This is a genomic window from Shewanella sp. SR1 (genome assembly GCF_020447145.1).
GTDB classification, from domain to species: domain Bacteria; phylum Pseudomonadota; class Gammaproteobacteria; order Enterobacterales; family Shewanellaceae; genus Shewanella; species Shewanella baltica.
This window is the reverse complement of sequence record NZ_JAJAEF010000033.1, coordinates 21,420-40,379: the sequence shown is the minus strand read 5'-3', so window position 1 is coordinate 40,379 and position 18,960 is coordinate 21,420. Positions and strand designations below refer to the sequence as shown.

At 48.3% G+C, this 18,960-nt stretch carries 20 protein-coding genes; 5 read left to right on the top strand and 15 right to left on the bottom strand.

The window, feature by feature from the left end; translation table 11 throughout:
• The 5 genes from KV201_RS20585 to KV201_RS20565 all read left to right on the top strand — a co-directional run.
• Window positions 1-505, top strand: a 505-nt coding sequence (locus KV201_RS20585) for a substrate-binding domain-containing protein (RefSeq protein WP_226060389.1), incomplete at its 5' end; no start/stop codon positions are given.
• A 434-nt stretch (window positions 506-939) separates the two neighbouring features.
• A complete protein-coding gene (locus KV201_RS20580) occupies window positions 940-1,704 on the top strand; it encodes a hypothetical protein (protein WP_226060388.1) in 765 nt (254 codons plus the stop codon).
• 118 nt (window positions 1,705-1,822) lie between these two features.
• Window positions 1,823-2,002, top strand: coding sequence for a hypothetical protein (locus tag KV201_RS20575; RefSeq protein ID WP_086904405.1), 180 nt, complete (start codon window positions 1,823-1,825; stop codon window positions 2,000-2,002).
• 110 nt (window positions 2,003-2,112) lie between these two features.
• Window positions 2,113-4,305, top strand: coding sequence for a Piwi domain-containing protein (locus KV201_RS20570; protein WP_086904404.1), 2,193 nt, complete (start codon window positions 2,113-2,115; stop codon window positions 4,303-4,305).
• Window positions 4,293-5,465 (top strand): hypothetical protein, encoded by a 1,173-nt coding sequence (locus tag KV201_RS20565; protein ID WP_226060386.1) that lies wholly within the window; start codon window positions 4,293-4,295, stop codon window positions 5,463-5,465. Before KV201_RS20570 ends, KV201_RS20565 begins: the two co-directional genes overlap by 13 nt.
• 348 nt (window positions 5,466-5,813) lie before the next feature.
• Here KV201_RS20565 and KV201_RS20560 read toward each other — a convergent pair whose 3' ends face one another.
• The 15 genes from KV201_RS20560 to KV201_RS20490 all read right to left on the bottom strand — a co-directional run bounded on the left by KV201_RS20560 (window position 5,814) and on the right by KV201_RS20490 (window position 18,960).
• A complete protein-coding gene (locus KV201_RS20560) occupies window positions 5,814-6,425 on the bottom strand; it encodes a mobile mystery protein B (protein ID WP_086904538.1) in 612 nt (203 codons plus the stop codon).
• A complete protein-coding gene (locus KV201_RS20555; RefSeq protein WP_011711582.1) occupies window positions 6,422-6,910 on the bottom strand; it encodes a mobile mystery protein A in 489 nt (162 codons plus the stop codon). The genes KV201_RS20560 and KV201_RS20555 overlap by 4 nt, the downstream gene beginning before the upstream one ends.
• A gap of 407 nt (window positions 6,911-7,317) precedes the next feature.
• Window positions 7,318-7,587, bottom strand: coding sequence for a hypothetical protein (locus KV201_RS20550; RefSeq protein ID WP_037426904.1), 270 nt, complete (start codon window positions 7,585-7,587; stop codon window positions 7,318-7,320).
• Window positions 7,588-7,606: 19 nt separating this feature from the next.
• Window positions 7,607-7,909 carry a hypothetical protein gene (locus KV201_RS20545; RefSeq protein WP_086904537.1) on the bottom strand — a complete coding sequence of 101 codons (303 nt, stop codon included), beginning with the start codon at window positions 7,907-7,909 and terminating at the stop codon, window positions 7,607-7,609.
• A gap of 9 nt (window positions 7,910-7,918) precedes the next feature.
• A complete protein-coding gene (locus KV201_RS20540; protein ID WP_037426906.1) occupies window positions 7,919-8,182 on the bottom strand; it encodes a hypothetical protein in 264 nt (87 codons plus the stop codon).
• Between the two features lie 6 nt (window positions 8,183-8,188).
• Complete coding sequence (locus KV201_RS20535; RefSeq protein WP_011711593.1) at window positions 8,189-8,731, bottom strand: hypothetical protein; 543 nt, start codon at window positions 8,729-8,731, stop codon at window positions 8,189-8,191.
• A gap of 3 nt (window positions 8,732-8,734) precedes the next feature.
• On the bottom strand, window positions 8,735-10,093 hold the full coding sequence (locus KV201_RS20530; protein ID WP_011711594.1) for a TraB/VirB10 family protein: 1,359 nt from the start codon (window positions 10,091-10,093) through the stop codon (window positions 8,735-8,737).
• Window position 10,094: 1 nt separating this feature from the next.
• Window positions 10,095-11,354 (bottom strand): type-F conjugative transfer system secretin TraK, encoded by a 1,260-nt coding sequence (locus KV201_RS20525; protein WP_041413324.1) that lies wholly within the window; start codon window positions 11,352-11,354, stop codon window positions 10,095-10,097.
• A 5-nt stretch (window positions 11,355-11,359) separates the two neighbouring features.
• A complete protein-coding gene (locus KV201_RS20520) occupies window positions 11,360-12,016 on the bottom strand; it encodes a type IV conjugative transfer system protein TraE (RefSeq protein ID WP_226060385.1) in 657 nt (218 codons plus the stop codon).
• A 9-nt stretch (window positions 12,017-12,025) separates the two neighbouring features.
• Window positions 12,026-12,310 (bottom strand): type IV conjugative transfer system protein TraL, encoded by a 285-nt coding sequence (locus KV201_RS20515; RefSeq protein ID WP_011711597.1) that lies wholly within the window; start codon window positions 12,308-12,310, stop codon window positions 12,026-12,028.
• Window positions 12,311-12,381: 71 nt separating this feature from the next.
• Window positions 12,382-12,780 carry a hypothetical protein gene (locus KV201_RS20510; RefSeq protein WP_083848304.1) on the bottom strand — a complete coding sequence of 133 codons (399 nt, stop codon included), beginning with the start codon at window positions 12,778-12,780 and terminating at the stop codon, window positions 12,382-12,384.
• A gap of 114 nt (window positions 12,781-12,894) precedes the next feature.
• Window positions 12,895-13,530, bottom strand: coding sequence for a DUF4400 domain-containing protein (locus KV201_RS20505; protein WP_011711599.1), 636 nt, complete (start codon window positions 13,528-13,530; stop codon window positions 12,895-12,897).
• Window positions 13,531-13,542: 12 nt separating this feature from the next.
• Window positions 13,543-15,417, bottom strand: a complete 1,875-nt coding sequence (gene traD / locus KV201_RS20500) for a conjugative transfer system coupling protein TraD (RefSeq protein ID WP_011711600.1) — start codon at window positions 15,415-15,417, stop codon at window positions 13,543-13,545.
• Window positions 15,410-18,241 carry a MobH family relaxase gene (mobH, locus tag KV201_RS20495; RefSeq protein ID WP_218737371.1) on the bottom strand — a complete coding sequence of 944 codons (2,832 nt, stop codon included), beginning with the start codon at window positions 18,239-18,241 and terminating at the stop codon, window positions 15,410-15,412. Before mobH ends, traD begins: the two co-directional genes overlap by 8 nt.
• Window positions 18,241-18,960: a hypothetical protein gene (locus tag KV201_RS20490; RefSeq protein ID WP_011711602.1), complete on the bottom strand. Its 720-nt coding sequence runs from the start codon at window positions 18,958-18,960 to the stop codon at window positions 18,241-18,243. The genes mobH and KV201_RS20490 overlap by 1 nt, the downstream gene beginning before the upstream one ends.

The window sequence follows — 18,960 nt, the reverse complement described above, 5'->3', positions numbered from 1 at the left end:
GCTTTTTCCATTGATGGAAGATGTCACTGATTTACTACTAACTGGCCGTGCTCAGCTTGGTATATGTTATAAAAACGAGAATCCCCATCGCGAGATTGTCACTTACACACTAGGTGAAGTAGCTATGCCGATAGTGGTTTCTACAGAACATCCGCTGGCTCGAAAGCAGCCACTGAATGAGATCGACTTGCAAGGCTCACGACAGTTGCTGGTTACTGGACGGCGGGAGGGAAGCGAACGTCAGCGCTTTCGGCTCTCTGCGCAAGTGTGGTGGGTAGAAGGAGACCTTGGGGTGATGGAACTCGTGAAACGGGGTTTGGGTTGGGCAGCAATTCCTGCTTTTTTAATCCAAGAGGCGCTGGCACGTCAAGAAGTTGTGGTACTGGAATCGGACTTAATAAGCCGTCATGCCCTGACGTTAGAACTACAATGGCACCGCGCTTTAGCACTTGGACAAGCTGGTCGATGGCTCAAAGAAACCCTTCAGTCAAAAGTGCCTTTTTGAAAGCTACAATGGGTTTTTAGTATTGCCCCATTCCTTGTTTCGGTTCGTTAGCTCAATAGAAAATTCCTACTCTTGTTGCCATACAAAATCTCATCCATTTACCTAATGTTTGGCCCTACCGTAAAGCGACTAACAATGTATGGGTATACAGTCGTATTTAAATTTAGGTGTTTTGGTATGATTTTCATACAAAATCAGTGCGCACTAATTCCATCCGAAATAAATAAAACTCTATAAAATCAGGTGAATATAGTAACTGAATTTTAGTTAATAGGTTTGGAAAACGCTCATACGCGTTTTTCCATATGGTGTATTTGGCAGAAAGCTGATAAGTTCTTTGCATACAGATAGTTAATCGTGCGCGTTTTCACTGGTCCAACGAGGTAAACGCGCATGCGCACGAATAAAATATTATGCCCAAAAGGTAATTTGGCGTGGAAGATAAGATAAACCAACTAATGGAAGAAGGTAATTCTCATTCCTTTGGCAACAATTGCGAAGTAAAGGATCATGGTACATATGGACGACTAGGCGTAGAGTTCCAGTCTTGGGTTGCTGAAGTGGAAGATTTTATCCTTTCAAATTATGGAACAGAAAGCGCGCCATGGAGAGTATTTTCTAGATTCAAAATTGAAGGCATAGATGGTAACTACCAAGATGCCTTTGAAGAGGGAAAAAGAACGATAATTTCTTCTTTAAAGGCATGCTTGCGCATACCGCCAAAAGATAAATCAGAAAACAAATTAAATAAGAATTCGGAGCTTATTAACCTTTTCAATAAGTTTCATGCAGTAGCAAAGCAGCTCAGAAACAGATACAACTCAAGAAGCACGCTCGACATAGATGACGAGTATGATGTTCAAGATCTACTACATGGACTGTTGCGATTATATTTCGATGATATTAGAAATGAAGAGTGGACGCCTAGTTATGCTGGCGGTTCTTCTCGAATGGACTTTTTATTGAAAAGCGAAAAAATTGTTATAGAGGTTAAGAAGACCAGAAAAGGACTAAATGACAAGGAACTGGGTAAGCAATTAATTGAAGACAAGGCAAAGTATCAAGCCCATCCTGATTGCAAGAAATTAATTTGTTTTACTTATGATCCCGAGGGTCGAATTGTAAACCCAAAGGGTATTGAAAATGATTTGAACAGCCAGGATGATGATTTTCAGGTATTAATTGTTATTCGGCCATAAATGAGCATAACAATCACATTCATCCGACCCGTAAAAGCGCCGCTTTTTCGGTCGGCTGATGTGTGTCGTTATATTTCTATTCAATTCCGATAACTACAAATCTAAAAGGAGTAAATTCATGGCTACTTGGGACACTACACATTATATACAAGAATGTGAAAAATGCGGTAAAAAATATAATGTGACTAAGCATGAGCAACCAGTGAGAGAGAAGGGTGTTTTTAACTGTCAATGTGGCCATCAACTTGAACGTTGGAATGGTGGTGTTGATTACACATTTTCCGAAGTCAAAGAATAGAAAATATAACAAGTCAGTGGGACTATTTCTCGCTACGCTCCAAATAGCCCCTGCTTGGGGCGTTAGATGCCTAAAAAGGTACGCGCATTGACCAAAGAAAGGATCGAGTTTTGCCAGTATTCCTGAACGCATTTCCACTCAAAATCCCCGATGCGGAGCTTGAGGCCAGCCAAGTCCCTTACGATAAGGAGACGCTGGATTGTCTTCGCGCGAAACACGGATCGACGCACTCCTTCCGTCGGCAGGGCGACAATATTCTGATCTTTTCATCAGACGGCACGTTTCCCGTTTCTGGTACGCCGATCACCATTCCTCTCAATGACAACTTCGGTATCTTCTGCTCACTGGTCAAGGACGGGTTGTCCCGTCATCTTACAGGGCTCGGACGTAATCCTCTTGGCTTCAATCCCATTGAGCTGGTAAGTACCAAACCGGAGGATAATCTCCTCGCTCCGATTCTCGGCGACGCCTATCCGTTTAAGGTCTGTGCCAAATATTCAATCAACACTCGCTATGTGCATGACCATCCGTGCCTTGTTATTGACTGCACAACACGCAGGGTTCTCAAAGAGAACGGCCTGTTTTTCCTAAATGGTGGATTCGATCTCATAGGCCGCTACGTCGTCACAGAACAAGAGGATGGGTACAGAAAGCTCGTGGGATCAGTGAGCGCGATCAAAGGCGAGGCGTTACAGGTTACCCAGCCTGACGGTCAGGTCGTGCAGGCAGATGCAAAGGATGTTTACCTTGAAGCCAGCCGGACAAACTTCGACGACTATATTCTGCATACGCACGGTGCTCAGAAGGACGCCATCGTCGAGCGTATCCGGCAGTCAGTCTCCATCTTCAATGGAGGCGAGAACAAGAAGGCCCGCATAGACACGCTCAAAAAGTACATCCAGTCGAAGGCTATTCCGCTGATTGATGGAACACGCATCGAGATTGAGGATGCGCACGATATCCAGAAAGGTTGTGGGCAGATACAGAAACCCGTATTTGTCTTCAACGACAACGGCGAAGCGGATTGGGCTGAGAAGGGGCTCACGCAGAGCGGCCCCTATACGAAGCGCACATTCGACCGCAATGATCCTTCAATCTGCGTCATCTGCGCTCAGCACGATAAGGGCCGCGTCGAACAGTTCGTCCGCAAGCTCTTGAAAGGGATTTCAAGCAGCAAGTATTTCAGAAATGGCCTTGAAGGCAAGTTCGCCCTGGGAACCAGCCGCGTGGAAGTGTTCGCAACGGCTACTGACAGCGTAGAGGCATACAAGAATGCCATTGAGGCTGCGATCCGGAATAAAGCAGATGACGGCGGACGATGGGACTTGGCCCTTGTGCAGGTCCGGCAATCCTTCAAGAAGCTCAAGGTCACGGAGAATCCATACTATCTCTGCAAGAGCCTGTTCTTCCTGCATCAGGTTCCCGTGCAGGATTTCACGATAGAACTGTTGGCACAATCTGACTATTCACTCGGTTATTCGCTCAACAATATGGCGCTGGCCTGCTACGCGAAAATGGGAGGCGTTCCTTGGCTACTCAAATCTTCTCCGACGCTCTCGCATGAACTCGTGATCGGCATCGGCAGCGCCAACATCGGGCAAGAGCGCGGAGCAGATAATCAGCGGATTATGGGCATTACTACGGTCTTCTCCGGAGACGGCAGCTATATCGTCTCGAATACCTCGAAGGCCGTCGTGCCGGAAGCCTACTGCGAGGCGTTGACCTCAGTTCTCGGTGAAACTATCGAGAAGATTCAAAAGCGCATGAACTGGCAGAAAGGCGACACGATCCGCCTGATCTTTCATGCGCAGGTCAAAAAGTTCAACAAGGAAGAAATTGAAGCGGTCCGCGCTGTCATCGACAAGTACTGGGAATATCAGATCGAGTATGCATTCCTGAAAATCTCGGAAGATCACGGACTACATATGTTCGACTCCGCGACGGCAGGTGTGCAGAAAGGAAAGCTGGCTCCTCAGCGCGGAAAGACGTTCAAGCTCTCCAAGCATGAAATGCTTGTTTATCTCATTGGTCAGCGCGAATTGCGGCAGGACATCGACGGGCATCCGCGCGGTGTGATCCTCGATATTCATAAGGATTCGACCTTCAAGGACGTTAAGTATCTTAGCGCTCAGCTCTACAGTTTCGCCTCGCACTCCTGGCGCAGCTACTTCCCCAATCCCATGCCTGTGACGATCAGCTATTCCGACCTGATTGCACGAAACCTCGGTTGGCTAAATCAGCTTCCGGGATGGAATGACTCGGTGATGATCGGAAAGATTGGGCAATCCCAATGGTTTCTGTAGAGAGGGAGAACGCGTACCAGTTACGCGAGTATCTGCACCGCAAGGTGATCGAGAACGCGCACGCCGACCCTTTCAAATCCACCTTCCTGCATTTTCTGGGATTGTCGAAGGACTGTGCTCCGGCCTTCGATTTTGCGACGCTTTCCTTGTACCAGCGGTGCGCGATTGCGGGGCTTGGCGTCCTGGAGAAAACCGTCTCCAGCCAGGATATCTCGCGCCTGCTTGGGCAGGCCGCCAAGATCGACTCCACTCCGCGCCCTTGGGTCTCGGACGTGTTCGGCGTCATGGCCGTGAAATGGTTGGCCGCGCAAGTGAGCGATAGTCGCATCGCCCGCGAGTTCGAGAACTGGACATCCGGTTTTCTTGTGCAGCAGGCGGGCGGTGACCATCTCAATCTCTTCGAGAAAGATATTGCAGCGTATGTCCGTAGTGGGGAATCCGCCATCTACGCCAGTGCGTCCGTGCCGCTCTTTCTTCACTACCACGAAATTCGGCGGATCGACGATCACCGAAGCCGCATGGCTCTGATCGACCGCTTCATGGGTGAGTTCCGGGCGCAAGCGAAGCGGGATGCTTCAGCGGCGCTCTTGTCCCTGATGGTCTACGTTTTCGATCAAGTCAATCAGGATGTGGCTGTCGTGCCGCCGAAGGGTTGGAGCCTCAATGATCTTCTGGGATTTCTGGAGCACATCCCCGTCGGCCTCAAGCGGTGGACATGGGAGATTGCGGGCCGCACGCGAGGCGCGGACCCCGTCAAATGGCCGGTAGAGAACGAATACCACGTTCAGAACCTTCTTTATGTTCTGCTCGGGCCGATCTTCAACGACATCGCAGATGAAGTGAATCTCCAGCCTGTTGGACAGAAGAATCCGCGCATTGATCTCTATCTCCCGTCACTGCACACGATCATCGAGGTTAAGTACCGTAAGGATGCGAAGAAATCTTTCCCGACGCTGATCGGCGAGATTGCCGAAGACGCCTCGCTTTATCGCGCCGACTCGAAATACAAGGATGCTCAGATCGTCAGTTTTCTGTGGGATTGCACGCGCGCGACGCAGGAGCACGCCAAGTTCAAAGAGGGTGTATTGAAGATAGACGGCATTAACGGGTGCGTCGTGGTTAGTGCGCCATCCACTATGGATGGTCGGCCACAGGGTTAGATTAACGAGTTTAAACAGAATTAGGTCTGCACCTGCAGGAAAGTGTTAGCGGAATTAGAGACATTGTGAGGGCGGCTTCTAACAAGGCGCTGCTGTCGGACAACTTTTCCGCTGCGCTCCAAATTTGCCGCATAGCGCGGCGTTATCTCCATAGATATTTTAATCCGAAACTCATTCATTTGAGCTAATGGTCTAACACGTTTTTGTCCCAAAGTTACTTAGAATTGCCGTTGTGGTGTTGGGGGTTGTTTTGGTGAGCTTGCTCTCTGTACAAAGAAAAGAGGCTGACGTTCCAGCCTGTTTTAACTATCCACACTGTAATTGTATATTTAGCTCTTAACGCTTGGTTTAAGTCACATTCCCTTTCGCCTGAAGATATTGAATTAAAGGCGCATAATCGCCGGCATCAGCTTGGCGTAAGCCCGCAATGTACTCACCCCGCTCTTGGCTTTGTTTATCCAAATCTGTATTGGACCAAACTAAAGGCTTTTGTTTGAGTAGTACCATTCGTATGTAGTCCGTCATCACTCGCGAGTGACGTCCGTTGCCGTTAGGAAAAGGGTGAATTTTAACTAACCTGTGCTGTATCCGAGCCGAGAGTTCTAGGCTGTCATAGTGTTCAAACTCAATCCAGCATTTGATGTCTTCCAGTAAGTTGTATAAATCTGGCCGGATATTCAGCGGATCGACACCAATGTTCAACTCTCGGTGACGGTAGCTGCCGGCCCATTCCCACACATCACCAAGCAAACGTTGATGCAACTCTTCCACAAACGCCATAGAAAGAATGTCATCCATGCTGGTTTTAGGCGTCGTGGATAACCAACTCAACCCTTGTAGTATGTTGGCATTTTCAAGCTCATTAAGCTCTTCGCGAGTCGTGATGTGATCAAATTTCAGCCCGGCAACATCATCGGCATTTAGTTGGGTTGCACCCTCTGGTTCAACAAACAGACTCATTGGTATTTCTCCTGCAAACTGACTTTCCACAAATCTCGGGTGCTGCCCGTTTTAATTTCATTGGCTAATTGAACCAGCGCTTGCTGTTGTTGCTCTGAGGTTAACTGCTGTGCTTCTAAAAACATCGATTGGTGGCTCATGGCCAAACGCTGCTTGGCCAACTCCATAGCGCGCGCTTCTATCATGTCATCAATCGACTGACGCGGAACAATCGCATAAACCAGTTCGGCATCGAGCCCGGTCGCCAGTTGTTTAAGTTGTTTGAGTGTGATGGTTTCATCAGCTTCTTTACGCTCCAATATGGAGACCTGATTACGAGAGAGATTAAGACGTTCACCTAATTGCGCGCCCGACATCCCCAAGGCCTCACGGATACTGCGCACCCAACCATTTTTCGGCGGTTTAGGCACAGATAAACCGAGTAAAGCGCTGATTTTTGCTTTGACTTGCTTGAGTGCAACGGCATAGACACCGGATTTTTTCATAATTTTGTATCTCAAATTAAATACGCTACAGTGATAATGGTATCTAATTTCGCATACATTATAAAGATTGTTGTATCTATTTTTTAATACGCGGCAAGGGGGAGTGTATCGATTATAAAATACATTACTTATTTGGCTATCTGTTTACTGGACAATGGTCGTGTCAAATTCATCTTGGAAGTGCAAACGTCTTCGGCAGCGCTAGAATGGGAAGTGAACGGTTTAGGTTGATTTAGAATTGGGATTGTTTCGGGAAAGTACACAATCCAGACTTTTGCTCTGAATGATTTCTGTCCAAACAGCGCCTGAGAGACGCTGGCTTAGGTAGGGACGTAAACGTTTTAGAAATGGCGCGTACTCTGATCGTTGCCATTTAAGTATGAGACTTTAATACTCAGTATGAGGAACTATATTCTACTCACGCAGCTGAGCACTAAATGAATGAAGCTAAGTGACGGCAGAGCCCCACGGCTTTCCGCGTCGTCACGCACTGACATGACGATCTCCACTGGCGCTTTCCAGAAAATGATTTCGCCGTCCTCTTCCTGCATCGCACATGTCGCGCCGGTTGGCCAATCGATGTCAGTTATTAACGCTGATAAAGCCTTGGTTGTCCCGGTGATCCCAGGCATAAACAAAGGCTGGTCAAGTTGAATAAAAGATGTTGCTACGTCCATGATTTCCTTGCTGATAACGTCAAATAGGTGTTGAGCTAACCCGTATTGGGTGATGTTGATAGGATTTAGCCAGTAAGCGGCTAATGCCCTTGGCCAGTTTTATTTCCCCTAAGCCCATAGCCTGCCAATAAAGGCAGTCAAGCGCCCCTAAGCAAAGCGCGATTTTATAGATCTCTTGTGACCGCTCAATGGCACGAGTTAACTCTGATTTGCTCTCGCTAAAGTGCCGACGTAAATGAACACGGATGGGACGCTGTTGGCGTAAGCCCATAACATTTTCGTCATCGCCGGTGATTTTTTTGGCTGCTTTCTTACTGGCCATACATCCTGCCTAACTGTGCTTTTGGGTGAGCAGTGACAATATGGTGCGCCTGATTGATTCAGTCTCACCAAATGTCGTTGGAATTGGGCAACGCAGAAGGGACTGCGCTGCCTCGGGGTGTTGCTGGATATTATCTGCGTTAATCTCAAATATGTTGATGGCTAATCGCAGTGAGTGTGGGAGCTCACCCAGATTGTGAGTCTCAATAATCTGGGCTAGCTGGTTTTGTTCACTAGCTGCCAACAACGCTTGAGCGATTTCCATGTCAGCCATAAACAATTAATTCCCTGCCATCTGAAGCAGCTGCTGTGGCGATGGCGGTACTTTGCCTTCGTCTTGGTATTCGCTACGAATTTGCTTAATGCGGAGCAACACCTCTGCTCTTGGGATGTCCATTTTGAACTCTTCAGGAATGCGCAGCGTCATACTGCTATCTATGACGAGGTATCCCATGTCAAAGTAGAGCTGTCCCAGTTCTTGAGCCGCCGAGCTTAAATCCGCTTGGTTAACCGATTCCTTTGACCATTGCTGAAACATCTCACCTAAATCTGCTACTACGATTTTGGATTGAGTATTGGTTTGTTCGGCGCTTACACCCGTGCCAAAGAAGCTCATGCCAAATTTCATCACGCCAAATAGCAGCACTAGGCCTGCCATCACCATGATCATTTTGACGGGGGACAAGCCCTGCGGAGCCGCGGGTGTCGCTGGCGTTGGCTCAGCGACGGATTGTGCAACCTCAGCGGGAGCGGCTTGCTCTGGCTCAGCCAGAGCGCCGATAGTCGGTTCCAATTTTTCAGAATTTACGTTTTCGGTTGTCATTGCTTAACCCTTATATTTGAGACTAACACCGCGTTGAACAATGAGGTCAACACCTTCAATGCCGCCGTGCATTTCCAGATACGGCCTGGCTTCGTCGGCTAACTGCAGGTAGAAGTCAGCAATCTTATCGAATGCGGTACTTGAGCCACCAGCAAGTGAGCTGGTCGCCGTGTTTTTGAAATAGGTGCCGTCATAAACCACATCACCAGACACTCGATTGGTCGCGGCTTGTGTGAGGGTTTGGGCGCCAGTGCCATAGATGCCTGCCCAGAAGGATTGCTTCACCACTTCACCGTAGAGTGTTACTAACTTGGCTGGGATACCGCTATGACCGTCTTGACCTTGCACTGCGGCAATGAACGGCTGTTCAATCGCACGACCTCTCTGGTCGATACAGCTGATACTCTCAGCGCGGATTTCGACACGACGGGTACTGGCACTACCACGGGCCGCGCCAATCACTGTGCAACCCACTAGATCGATAGTGAAACCGTTAGGCATCACCCCAACGTCTACGATTTTTAATAACACTGGAGCTGGGTTTGATTGCGCCGATGAACTGGTAGGTACATGTTGACCCGTAAGCAAGACGGTTGGTATTACTGTGCCAGCTGACAACCATGTCTCAGGCTCTTTTTCAGTTTTCTTGATAGAACCTGTGTTCTCTTGAGAAATCGCTTGTTTTGCTTTGGCTGCGACTTGGTTTTTGGCTGTTGACGCATTACCAACATTTGCTTCATCACCTGTGGCAGCGGCCTTACCTAAACTCACGTCACCACGGTTCATGGTTAAAGTCTTTGACGCTGGCGGGGTCATGGCGACATTCGACTTAAGGCTTGCCATTGGGTCTAGGCTAAACTCGGTACTTGGCAATGAAGGTGCTTGCTGGGCGATATTTTCTGGTCGAGCTCCTTTCGCGCTCACACTGTCTCGAGCTGTTGCGGCATTTTTGCTTTGTTGTTCAACCAGCATTTGCATTTGATGCGCGATGGTCTCGAGGCGTTTTTGTGATTCAAGCTGAGACATTTGCAGGGTATCGACCTGTTGCTGAATTCGCTTTTCACTAGCTTTTTGCTCGGTGTACTGTGCATCAATCGCTTTTTCACGCTCTTGAATTTTCTTTCGCATAGCTATGAGCTGGCCGGAAGTCTGGGTGGACTCCAAGCGCTCGCTCCCCATGGTACTCATAAACATAGGCTTCGCTCTGGCTGGGATTGAGCTGACAGGGGTTTTCGGCGCTGAAGGGAAAATGGCTTCAGCCACAAGATAAGCAGGTATTGCCAATATCACGATTAACGCGATAGTGCGCTGATTCGATGGAAGCGCAAGCCACTTGGTTTTTAAATCCTGTAACGCTTGCATGTTAACCTCCTACACGACTACGACGTGGAACTTTCATTTGGCGCTCGAAGTAGCTGCGGTCACGCAGAATGTACACTTCGGTGCTTTCCCTTGGGCCTAATGTCGCTTTATCTAACACACCAACGGCCATCACATCTTCACGACCTGGCCCCATGCAGGCCTCGTCGCGGAATGAACGTAAGCCATTGACATCGTTTCTGACCTCCATGATGTCAACGACCAATTTGGAGCCAATTAAGCGTTGTTTCACTTCATGGTAAAGGGGGAGCATTTGGCGAATATCGCACGGGTAACGCACTTCCGCCGGAATGGTGTCACCTTCAAGCAGTTCGTAACCTGCCGGAACTTCGGCTTTAGCCACAACTTCCAGTAATGTCATTACATCGTCAACATGGCTGTCAGCGACGGGTTGGTTATTAGTAATACGCTCACGCTCTGCTTGTTTTGCCGATTCCAGCTCCTTAGCTTCGTTCTCGCTGTAGATAGACACGGCTTGCAAAGCTGCATTGCGTTGACTCGCGTTATAGCTAACGGTTAACTCCACGAGCACTGGCGGGACGTTTAATGGCACCAAGTAGAGTGATACTGCGGTCTCTGGTGCGCCATCTTCTTCAACTATCAAGTCAATCGCGCCAGCGTTAACGCCAGGTGTGACGTACACAAAACCTTGCTCACCGTAAACCAGCGCCGCATCACTCGGTACTGACGTGGTTATTTTGGCGTTTTTGAAAGAGGTCGCGATTCGGTTAGTGGTTGACAGCGAAATTGGCAATGTCGTTGTGCCACCGGCTTTCAATGCAATCACTTGATGGCTTTTGTACTGCTTGCGTAAGTAGTCCATTGAGTCATCACGACGGCTAATGACTTCTCCGGCATTGGCAGGGGAGATCGCCGTCGGATTAACAGGGCTCGCGCCGCCGTAAGTGGGGACTTGTTGATGATCTGCTTGTTGCATCGGTTGCTGCGATGGCGGCTGGGTCACTGGCTGTTGATAGAGCACTTGTTCATTGGGCGAAACCGATAATGCAGTTTGGGTACCAATTTCTTTGCTCGTATCGATGGACAGAGGTTGATTCGCATAAGGGCTGTTTAATTCAGCCTGTAGCTTTTCTTCTGCTTGATTGAAATCAGTACCCAAAACAGGTACTCGTTGCGGATTCACCGATTCAGTCGGTAACGAATAAATGTCATCGTCAGCCGCAAAAGCAGGAGCGATCATTAATGAAAGAAGGATTGCAGTTGAAAGGGGTCTTTTATTCATAGGTCTCACCGTGACTCGATTTTAATCACACTGTCTTTATCCAAGGCCGTTGTTGCGTTTTTACCTTGGAGAATTTCACGCTCACGTTGAGCAGGGTTAACAGCAGCTGGATATTGTTGAATATCCAGAATCATGGGATTGCCGTTTCGGATCCCGATTTTTAATTCAAAGGTGTACGCAGTAGTATCAGCTGCGCCTGTTTTTAATGAGATTGTGGTTTGTTCACCCACAACCCATACGTAATCTGTGACAGATGAATAAATCGCGTCAGACGGGACAAACTTCTGACTAATACCCCTAAGCGCCATTTCTTCGATAGCTGCGGCCATCGTCGCTTCCGCTTCATCGGGGTTAAGTTCTAACGGGATCATCTTGGTCACCCTGTCGATGACGAACTTAGCATTCTTGGGGGTGATGTTGCCGATAATGGTTGCAATCATCAGGCCCCATTGGATTTTGAATTCTTGAGTCACGCTATTGCCGTTCATGACAATCGGCTCTTTAAAGTCGTTTGGCATGACAATGACTTCGGTCTGCTTGGTCATCACCATGAACAGCAAAAGTACCACGCTAATGCTTAGTGCCAGATTAGAACGACCTATGTTTTTGTTAGAGATATTGAGATTGTCGTAACTCTCTTTAATCTTCGATTTCCAAAGCATGTTGACCTCTTACTTAATTAATCGACGAATGGCTGGTGACATGAGGGTTTCCGGCCCTTTGGAAATCCACAAACCGTTTACCCATAACAGATGCTTTAATACGCCACGCCCAAACTTTTTAAACAGTGTTTCTACTACGGCCATGCTGGTAATTGCCGCGATAATGCCTAAGTTGATGTGACCTGATGCAAGACCAAAAACCATCACAATCACCGCCAGCTTGATTGAGTCCCAGTGGATAGTTCCAACTTTGATAGCGCCGTTACAACGCTTAGGAAATCTCGCTTCACTCATGTCTCACCCCTTGAAAAAAAAGGGTGCATATAAGATTGCACCCTTCCTTGATACCGCAAAAATTGTCGCTATTAGTGAACTAGGCCAGCTTTCAGCGCTTCTACGGTTACAGTTAAACTGCCGTCGATAGTTGTAGGCGCGTTAGCCAGTACCAGAATTATGACTACAGATGCTAAGAAACCAATTAGGTTTGGTTTAATCATTGAGAATGCGATAGTGCCTAAAATCGACAAACCCATGATTGCCTTAGCAGGCGCACCCGTCATTAAACCCTTTACCTCGTCCCACATTTGGTCGAAGAATGTGTGTAGGGTCGCGCCAGATGCTGATACCGCACTTGCTTCTCCAGCAAACAGCAATGAGCAAGCTACCGCGACAACGATAAGTGCGAAAAACGCTCTTACGGCAACAGGGGCTTCTTTAAACTGCTGGATCAGTCCTTTCTTTTCGGTTTTAGCGCTTTGGTTCATTGTGGATCTCCGTTAAATGTGACGGTCAAATTTTAACTGTTTGCTTGTTACTGTCAACACGTTATTTGTATGGCGCGTGCTATCTATATTAAAGATGACACACGGAAGAGGGGGTTACATGTTCTTCGCGCTGTTAGCCAAGGTGGTTTTCAACAACCAACCGATAATGACTGCGGCGAATAGTGGAAATAGCGGGAATATCTCATTGGAGATTAACGCAGGGGTAATGCAGTAAAGCTCTAACAGAATTGCGACCAATATCCCTGACCAGAGCGCTACCCTGAAGTAACCCGTCGAAGGCGCCGTAAACTCATGCTGCTTAATTTTCCGCTGCATCAATCCGTCAACCGCTGACGCGGCTATCAAACCAATGGCCATCCAGAACCAGAAAATCAGCAGGGATACTCTCAGTAAACACTGATACCAAATGGTTTTGATGTTTTGAGCAATCCGTGTAAGCGGTGTACGCCACAACTGGTCCCCCTTTAAGCCAGTGTCTTGGTGATACTGGTCGATGAACGCGGCTAAACCAGATTCCACCATCGTCGCTTCGTACCAACTCTTCGCCCTGAACACCACAACCTTTGTCGCCTCAGTGCTAATGGCCTTTTCGATATTTGAGATTTCCTTTCGTAACATCTCGTTATGCTCTTGGGGCTGCATGAAAATCAGTACATAAATACTGATTAATGCCCCAGCCGCTAAAATCAACCTGCCGTGCAGGGTCTTACTCTCAACTACATCGTCCATAATCAACACTCACTACAGTAAAATCGGAATACGACATTGATAGGTCTTACCGTTGGCCAGACGTGCGACGTACTGCAACTTAGGTAATTCCGACATCAATGAAAGAGGGTACGCTGGCTTGTCAGCTTCCATAATCCGCTCACCCACCGAGCCCGAGAAGTTATGGAGCTTACTGGTCGAATCGGTGTTAGAGCTTAACTGCCATTGCTTTGACTTAATTGGATACTCCGGGAGTAGCGCCGCAAATCGCTCCCTGGTGATATCATCTCGAGCTCGCAGACAGAACCAGTTAGCGGTTAAAGACAGGACCCGGCTCGCTACTGCTTCACCGGCTTTATCAATCAAATCGGGAACACCCTGCGTAGATAGGTGCAATTCAAAGCCTGCACCACGACCCATCGCTGCTAAGTTAATTAGGCCGTCGGAGAGTGCAGAGTGGATTTCGTCACCAAACACCGACACACGCACCCCTTTTCCGCCTTCGTAGTTGTAACGTGAAGCAGCTGCCGCGCAGGTATCCTCCATAATGAGTTTCGATGTAGCTGCTGAAATTGCAGGATTACCCGATGAATCGGTGGCGATGTACAACACGCCGCCCGTATCAATGAATTTCTTGATGTCGATAATAGGACGCTCGTCTTCCGTATCATTCGGGTCAGGGCTTAACATCTTGTCCAGCGGCGCAGCGGTTAACTGGGTTAACATCGGCTTGGTGGTCGCTAACATCTTACTTTGGTGAGATTGGTCGTGCGTTAAGAAACCAATAAAACTCGATACCGCGTCTTCACCTTTGTCGTCAGGGATTAACACCTGTTGGTAGCGCATGATTAAACCCTGTAGCAAACTGCCGCGGCCTTCCTCGGCAATTTGGGTCGCCATGTTCGCGTACCAATCTGGCCCGTAATGCATAGTCATAATCTTGCTTAAGGCTGCTAGGGCTAATTCGCTTTTGCGGTTTAGCATGTAATCAGCGACCATCTTGATTGATGGTCGCTTACCGATAAAACGTAATGCTTCAGCCGTGACGTAGAATGAGTCCCAGGCATAGGAGCGAAAACCCTCAGAGCTTCCTGAACCTTTTTCTAGGACGTTAGCTAAGCGCGATGCAATCTCGGTCGTCACTGTAAAGTTCACCAGTGGGTCGATACGCACCGACTGACTTGGCTCAGCAATGTTGAAGTAATAAAACGGGACGCCTAAACGCTTCGCTTCTGCGCGTAATCTGTTCTTCCAGTTTGGATCGTTCTTAGGGTCTAACACTAATACAGAGTTACCACGGTAAAGGGCGCCAACACTGTTAAGCGTTAACATCGTTGTTTTACCCGCACCTGGTAATCCGGTGTAGAAACTGTGAGACCAGAATAGCGACGCATCCAGCCACAAATCCTGCTCGTCACCACACCCCTGAATCCACGGCCGACCTTCTAATTTCTCGGTATCTGCTTCGACTTTCTTCAGTGCTCTTCGCACTGCCCAAGGCAAGAAACCCTTAGCGTGTTCTGGGCGTTTACCCACCAGCTGATAAGCTCGGTTTGCTTCGGTGATCGTCCACTCAAAGCCGCGACCAAAGAAGGCCTTATCCCTCTGGGTTTTGCTCAGCTCCCACAAAGCGCTAGATTCAATGAGGTATTGATAGTTATATACCAACTTAATCTGGCGACGTATTTGCGGTAAGGCTTCTTTTAAGCGCTTAACCGACATACCTGCTGTGGCCGCTATAACCGAAACTGCGACCATCGATACATCGTGTCCACTTACCCCGTGGTATACCCACGAGCCTGCCGTGAACAAGGAGGCTCCAGCCCAAGCATAACTGGATTGGATTTCATAAATCGGCCTATACATGTTCTCCATGAATAAGCCGTTAGTCTCGATGCTTTTACTCATGCTCTATTCCCACTGTCTCAAATACCATCCATGCAACTTGGTTACTGTCTGTCGCAATTGAGGCGTTGTCGCCTGCTGTGCGCTTGAGGCTAGTCGCCTCTTTTTTTGCTAACCCTACTTCTTGCTCGTAAGTGGTTAACGCGAAACTTTGGATTCGGATCACCCCAGGGCGGAGGTCTATACCGGACTTGCCTGCGCGAGCCATCGCCCAACCAATGAACACTTGCAACTCAGGCGGGTACTTGCTCTTTTCCTTCGGAGACTTGTTACCCGTGGCGACTTTTAGCTGTGAAAGTGTCGATACCTGCTCGGCAGGAGGGGTAAAGCTCGCAGACGTGGTGGCGGGCTCAACGGCAGTTTCAATGGCCGCTTCAGCGACGGGGACGGTAGGTTCCATGTCAGTCGTTAACATCGATTGCTCTTCCGGCGTAAACCATGGCAGCTCATTCTCCGGCGTGGCCAAAGACATCTCCCGCGCGTACTCGGACAACGGTGGAAGTTCGTCAGTCATTAATGAAGATAAATCTTGCTCTGGGACTTCTGCCATTAGGCTATGACAGCTTGATTCTGGTGGTACTTCGTTAGGCATTAACGGAGATAATTCTTGCTCCGGGACTTCTGTCTTCGGGCCATCTATCACATCTTTGATAGACGACTCCTGCGTGGGCAGGCTATTCGGCTCTGTAATGACTTCGGTGGTTAGGGCTTTATTCTTTTGCTTTCTAGCTTTGCGTTCATCGGCCTTAGCTTGAAGCTCAGTCAGCATGTCACCCACTGGCTTGGCAAGAACGTCGGCTAGCTTCAGCTGGTAGAACTTTTGTTTGTTAACGACATGAATAACTTTACGCGGCGCTTTAGGGTCTGGAATAAGTAACTTGTTATCCATCAAATCCTTCAGCACGGCGCCCTCGGCAAAACCAAGCCCTCTCATTTGCTGGTCAATTTCTTCGAATAGGCTGGCATTCAATGTCAGCACGTCACCATCCAGCTTTGCTCGGTGTAGTGTGTTGTTAGCCGTTAACAGGTATTCGATTAAAAGCTCAATACAGGTCTTTTCCTTCGACACTTCTACAGGCATTTCTTGAGCTATTGGCTCAGTTATCTCTACTGCCGCCTCCGCTGGCTCACTGACTATCGGAGTGTCATTCATGTTCTTAAACACGATACCCTTGGTGTCTGGCGCCGGAGCTCTGGTATTGGATTGTTCTGGCTCTACCTGAGTTTCGACTTGCGATTTCTCTGGCGCTGGCTCACTTGGCGTTGTTGCTGGTGCTGGTGCTGGTGCTGGTGCCGGAGTGTTGGTGCTCGCTCGAGCTGATTGCTTCTTCGGTTTCTTTGTCTGAGCCTTACTTTGATTTGTTTGCGACCCATTCTGCTGTACCGGTGCTACCGCAGGAGTAGGGGGTGGCGCAGGAGCGGGTTGGGTTGGTGCAGCCGTGTTGTTAGCCGGAGTTTGCGGGTCTGGCTCACGGGTATCTGTCAGGGTGATTAGCCCCGTATCGGCGTAATGGATTAACAGCGAATCGTCACGGGTTAATGAGATTTTTCCATGAATGCCGCGTTGCGGAATATCCTCGCCATAAACGATGCCTGCCCATTTTGGCTTAACGACTTTGATTGGCCCTGCCGTCCATTCTGGATTCGTAACAGGGTGCAAGTGGCCACTGGTGTAATCCTCAAACAGCGGTTCAAATAGCTGACGCTCTACCAGCATCTCAAGCATTTTTCCGACTTGCATTGGGACGTTAAAGCCATCTTCCTTGAGCGATGACATCACCTTGTTGAAACTTGCTGGGTAAGACACGTACACATCTTCGGCGCCCAGGCACCAAATATCGGCTTTCTCTTCGTTTACCTTCCAGCCGCGACGCATCATTTGTAAGCGCTTAATAAACGCTGCTTCCAGTGGCATCTTGCGAGCACCGGTTAATCTGTCCCATTGCCACATCATGTCTTTGTGGACGGAACGCGCTTCGCCTTTTTTTAGACTGTCTCGCAGTGAGTTATTAACTTCGATACTGCCTGATAAGGTTTCATAGATGGCGACCTGAAGGTCATCTTGAGTGCCAAACAAATACTGCTTAGCTGCCTTGGTCAGTACCGTGTTGAGCATGGATGATGCAAGCCCAATGTGCTTGCCGTGACGGTCTGCATAGTTCCACGTCACTTGATAACGGGATACTTGGTTGCGCCCTGACCAATCATAGATATTTTCGAGTTGTGGGTTCCAGACTGAATCATCGGCCTGCACGGTCATATCATGCAGCGCTTTACCGATGTCATGCACTAACCCGATTACCCACGCCGCATATTGCCAACGGATTTTCTTTCCGTGCAATTCGTCGGTAAATTTGGTCTCTCTAATATCAACCGACGCCATGTGACGCAGGGAGAACAGAGCCACCTCAAGACTGTGACGTGCTAAACCACCAACAGCTGCGTGATGATGGTTTTCTGAGGCTGGGAGTAAGTGAGCGTAAGAAAGGAAATTCGCTACCACATCCCTAACCAATGTCTGTGCGTTATAGACTTGATTGTATTCAGATAGGTTGGCAGGATTGAACGTGTCACGGTGAATATCAGTCAAACCCAGTTCACGAATCGACATATCGATTAGGTCATTATTGGATTTAATGATTCTCGCTTGATTCACGACTGCTACACCGTCAGCTACGGGAGGGTAGAAAGTCTCTACCAACTCTTCGCTGACCGCTTTAGTTTCAATCCCACCAAAAGCCATCCGTACCGCATTCTTATCTGGGGTTTTGCCATCCAGTAAGAAGGATCGAACAGCCAAACTAACTAGCTTGGCTATTTTCTTCATTATGCGTTCACTACCAGGTTTCCGGAATCCTGCTCAATTTCTTCAGCCCCTGAGTCGTCATTGGCTGACTGGTCATCTGGATTGTTGCGGGTGATGGTTTGCATGATTTTGTTGTAAGCGTCTAACGAATAAATTCCGCCCTTACGGTCAGCTGAATCTGTAGCTACAGTTCTCATGCGACCAAAGAAACGAGTCATGGTGTTCATCGCAATGCCGCGACTATTGTTGCTGACTGACTCAGAAATCACGCCAGCTAACCAGAGGTTTTCAATAGCTGCGATAGATTCATCAATCTGGGAAATTACGTCGATTACACGCCAGTAGATTGGGTGCTCGATTTGGAACGTCACTCTGAACGATTCTGGTGTCACCACGTCAAAATCGGCATTGTTGCCAAGCGAGGTAGACAACTCATTGTTGTGGATTGTGTTGAGAAGGGTGCTGCGACGAACAGCTTCTTCTTGCTCAGCTACAAACCACGCATCTAAACGGTCACGGATTTCTTTGTTGTTAGACGTCAACACAAATAGACCAGCGATACGGGCAATGCTGTATTTGATATTCTGCTGACGAGCATCATTGCTAAACAGCTGCTGGATGGCGCTGCTCTTGAAATCCATTTCCTTCAGAATGAATTTACGCTGCTGAACTTGACGAACTGCAGATGGTTTCTGAGTACGCTTTGATGCAACTTGTGGGTTCTCGTTGGTCTGACTCAT

What these genes read in the sequence shown, in the direction of transcription:
- KV201_RS20505 (WP_011711599.1), bottom strand. Translation starts at nt 13,530, where the DNA reads ATGGACGATGTAGTTGAGAGTAAGACCCTGCACGGCAGGTTGATTTTA.
- KV201_RS20555 (WP_011711582.1), bottom strand. Translation starts at nt 6,910, where the DNA reads ATGAAAAAATCCGGTGTCTATGCCGTTGCACTCAAGCAAGTCAAAGCA.
- KV201_RS20565 (WP_226060386.1), top strand. Translation starts at nt 4,293, where the DNA reads ATGGTTTCTGTAGAGAGGGAGAACGCGTACCAGTTACGCGAGTATCTG.
- KV201_RS20525 (WP_041413324.1), bottom strand. Translation starts at nt 11,354, where the DNA reads ATGAATAAAAGACCCCTTTCAACTGCAATCCTTCTTTCATTAATGATC.
- KV201_RS20535 (WP_011711593.1), bottom strand. Translation starts at nt 8,731, where the DNA reads ATGACAACCGAAAACGTAAATTCTGAAAAATTGGAACCGACTATCGGC.
- KV201_RS20490 (WP_011711602.1), bottom strand. Translation starts at nt 18,960, where the DNA reads ATGAGTCAGACCAACGAGAACCCACAAGTTGCATCAAAGCGTACTCAG.
- KV201_RS20510 (WP_083848304.1), bottom strand. Translation starts at nt 12,780, where the DNA reads ATGAACCAAAGCGCTAAAACCGAAAAGAAAGGACTGATCCAGCAGTTT.
- KV201_RS20530 (WP_011711594.1), bottom strand. Translation starts at nt 10,093, where the DNA reads ATGCAAGCGTTACAGGATTTAAAAACCAAGTGGCTTGCGCTTCCATCG.
- KV201_RS20545 (WP_086904537.1), bottom strand. Translation starts at nt 7,909, where the DNA reads ATGGCCAGTAAGAAAGCAGCCAAAAAAATCACCGGCGATGACGAAAAT.
- traD (WP_011711600.1), bottom strand. Translation starts at nt 15,417, where the DNA reads ATGAGTAAAAGCATCGAGACTAACGGCTTATTCATGGAGAACATGTAT.
- KV201_RS20550 (WP_037426904.1), bottom strand. Translation starts at nt 7,587, where the DNA reads ATGGACGTAGCAACATCTTTTATTCAACTTGACCAGCCTTTGTTTATG.
- KV201_RS20575 (WP_086904405.1), top strand. Translation starts at nt 1,823, where the DNA reads ATGGCTACTTGGGACACTACACATTATATACAAGAATGTGAAAAATGC.
- KV201_RS20520 (WP_226060385.1), bottom strand. Translation starts at nt 12,016, where the DNA reads ATGCTTTGGAAATCGAAGATTAAAGAGAGTTACGACAATCTCAATATC.
- KV201_RS20515 (WP_011711597.1), bottom strand. Translation starts at nt 12,310, where the DNA reads ATGAGTGAAGCGAGATTTCCTAAGCGTTGTAACGGCGCTATCAAAGTT.
- mobH (WP_218737371.1), bottom strand. Translation starts at nt 18,241, where the DNA reads ATGAAGAAAATAGCCAAGCTAGTTAGTTTGGCTGTTCGATCCTTCTTA.
- KV201_RS20540 (WP_037426906.1), bottom strand. Translation starts at nt 8,182, where the DNA reads ATGGCTGACATGGAAATCGCTCAAGCGTTGTTGGCAGCTAGTGAACAA.
- KV201_RS20560 (WP_086904538.1), bottom strand. Translation starts at nt 6,425, where the DNA reads ATGAGTCTGTTTGTTGAACCAGAGGGTGCAACCCAACTAAATGCCGAT.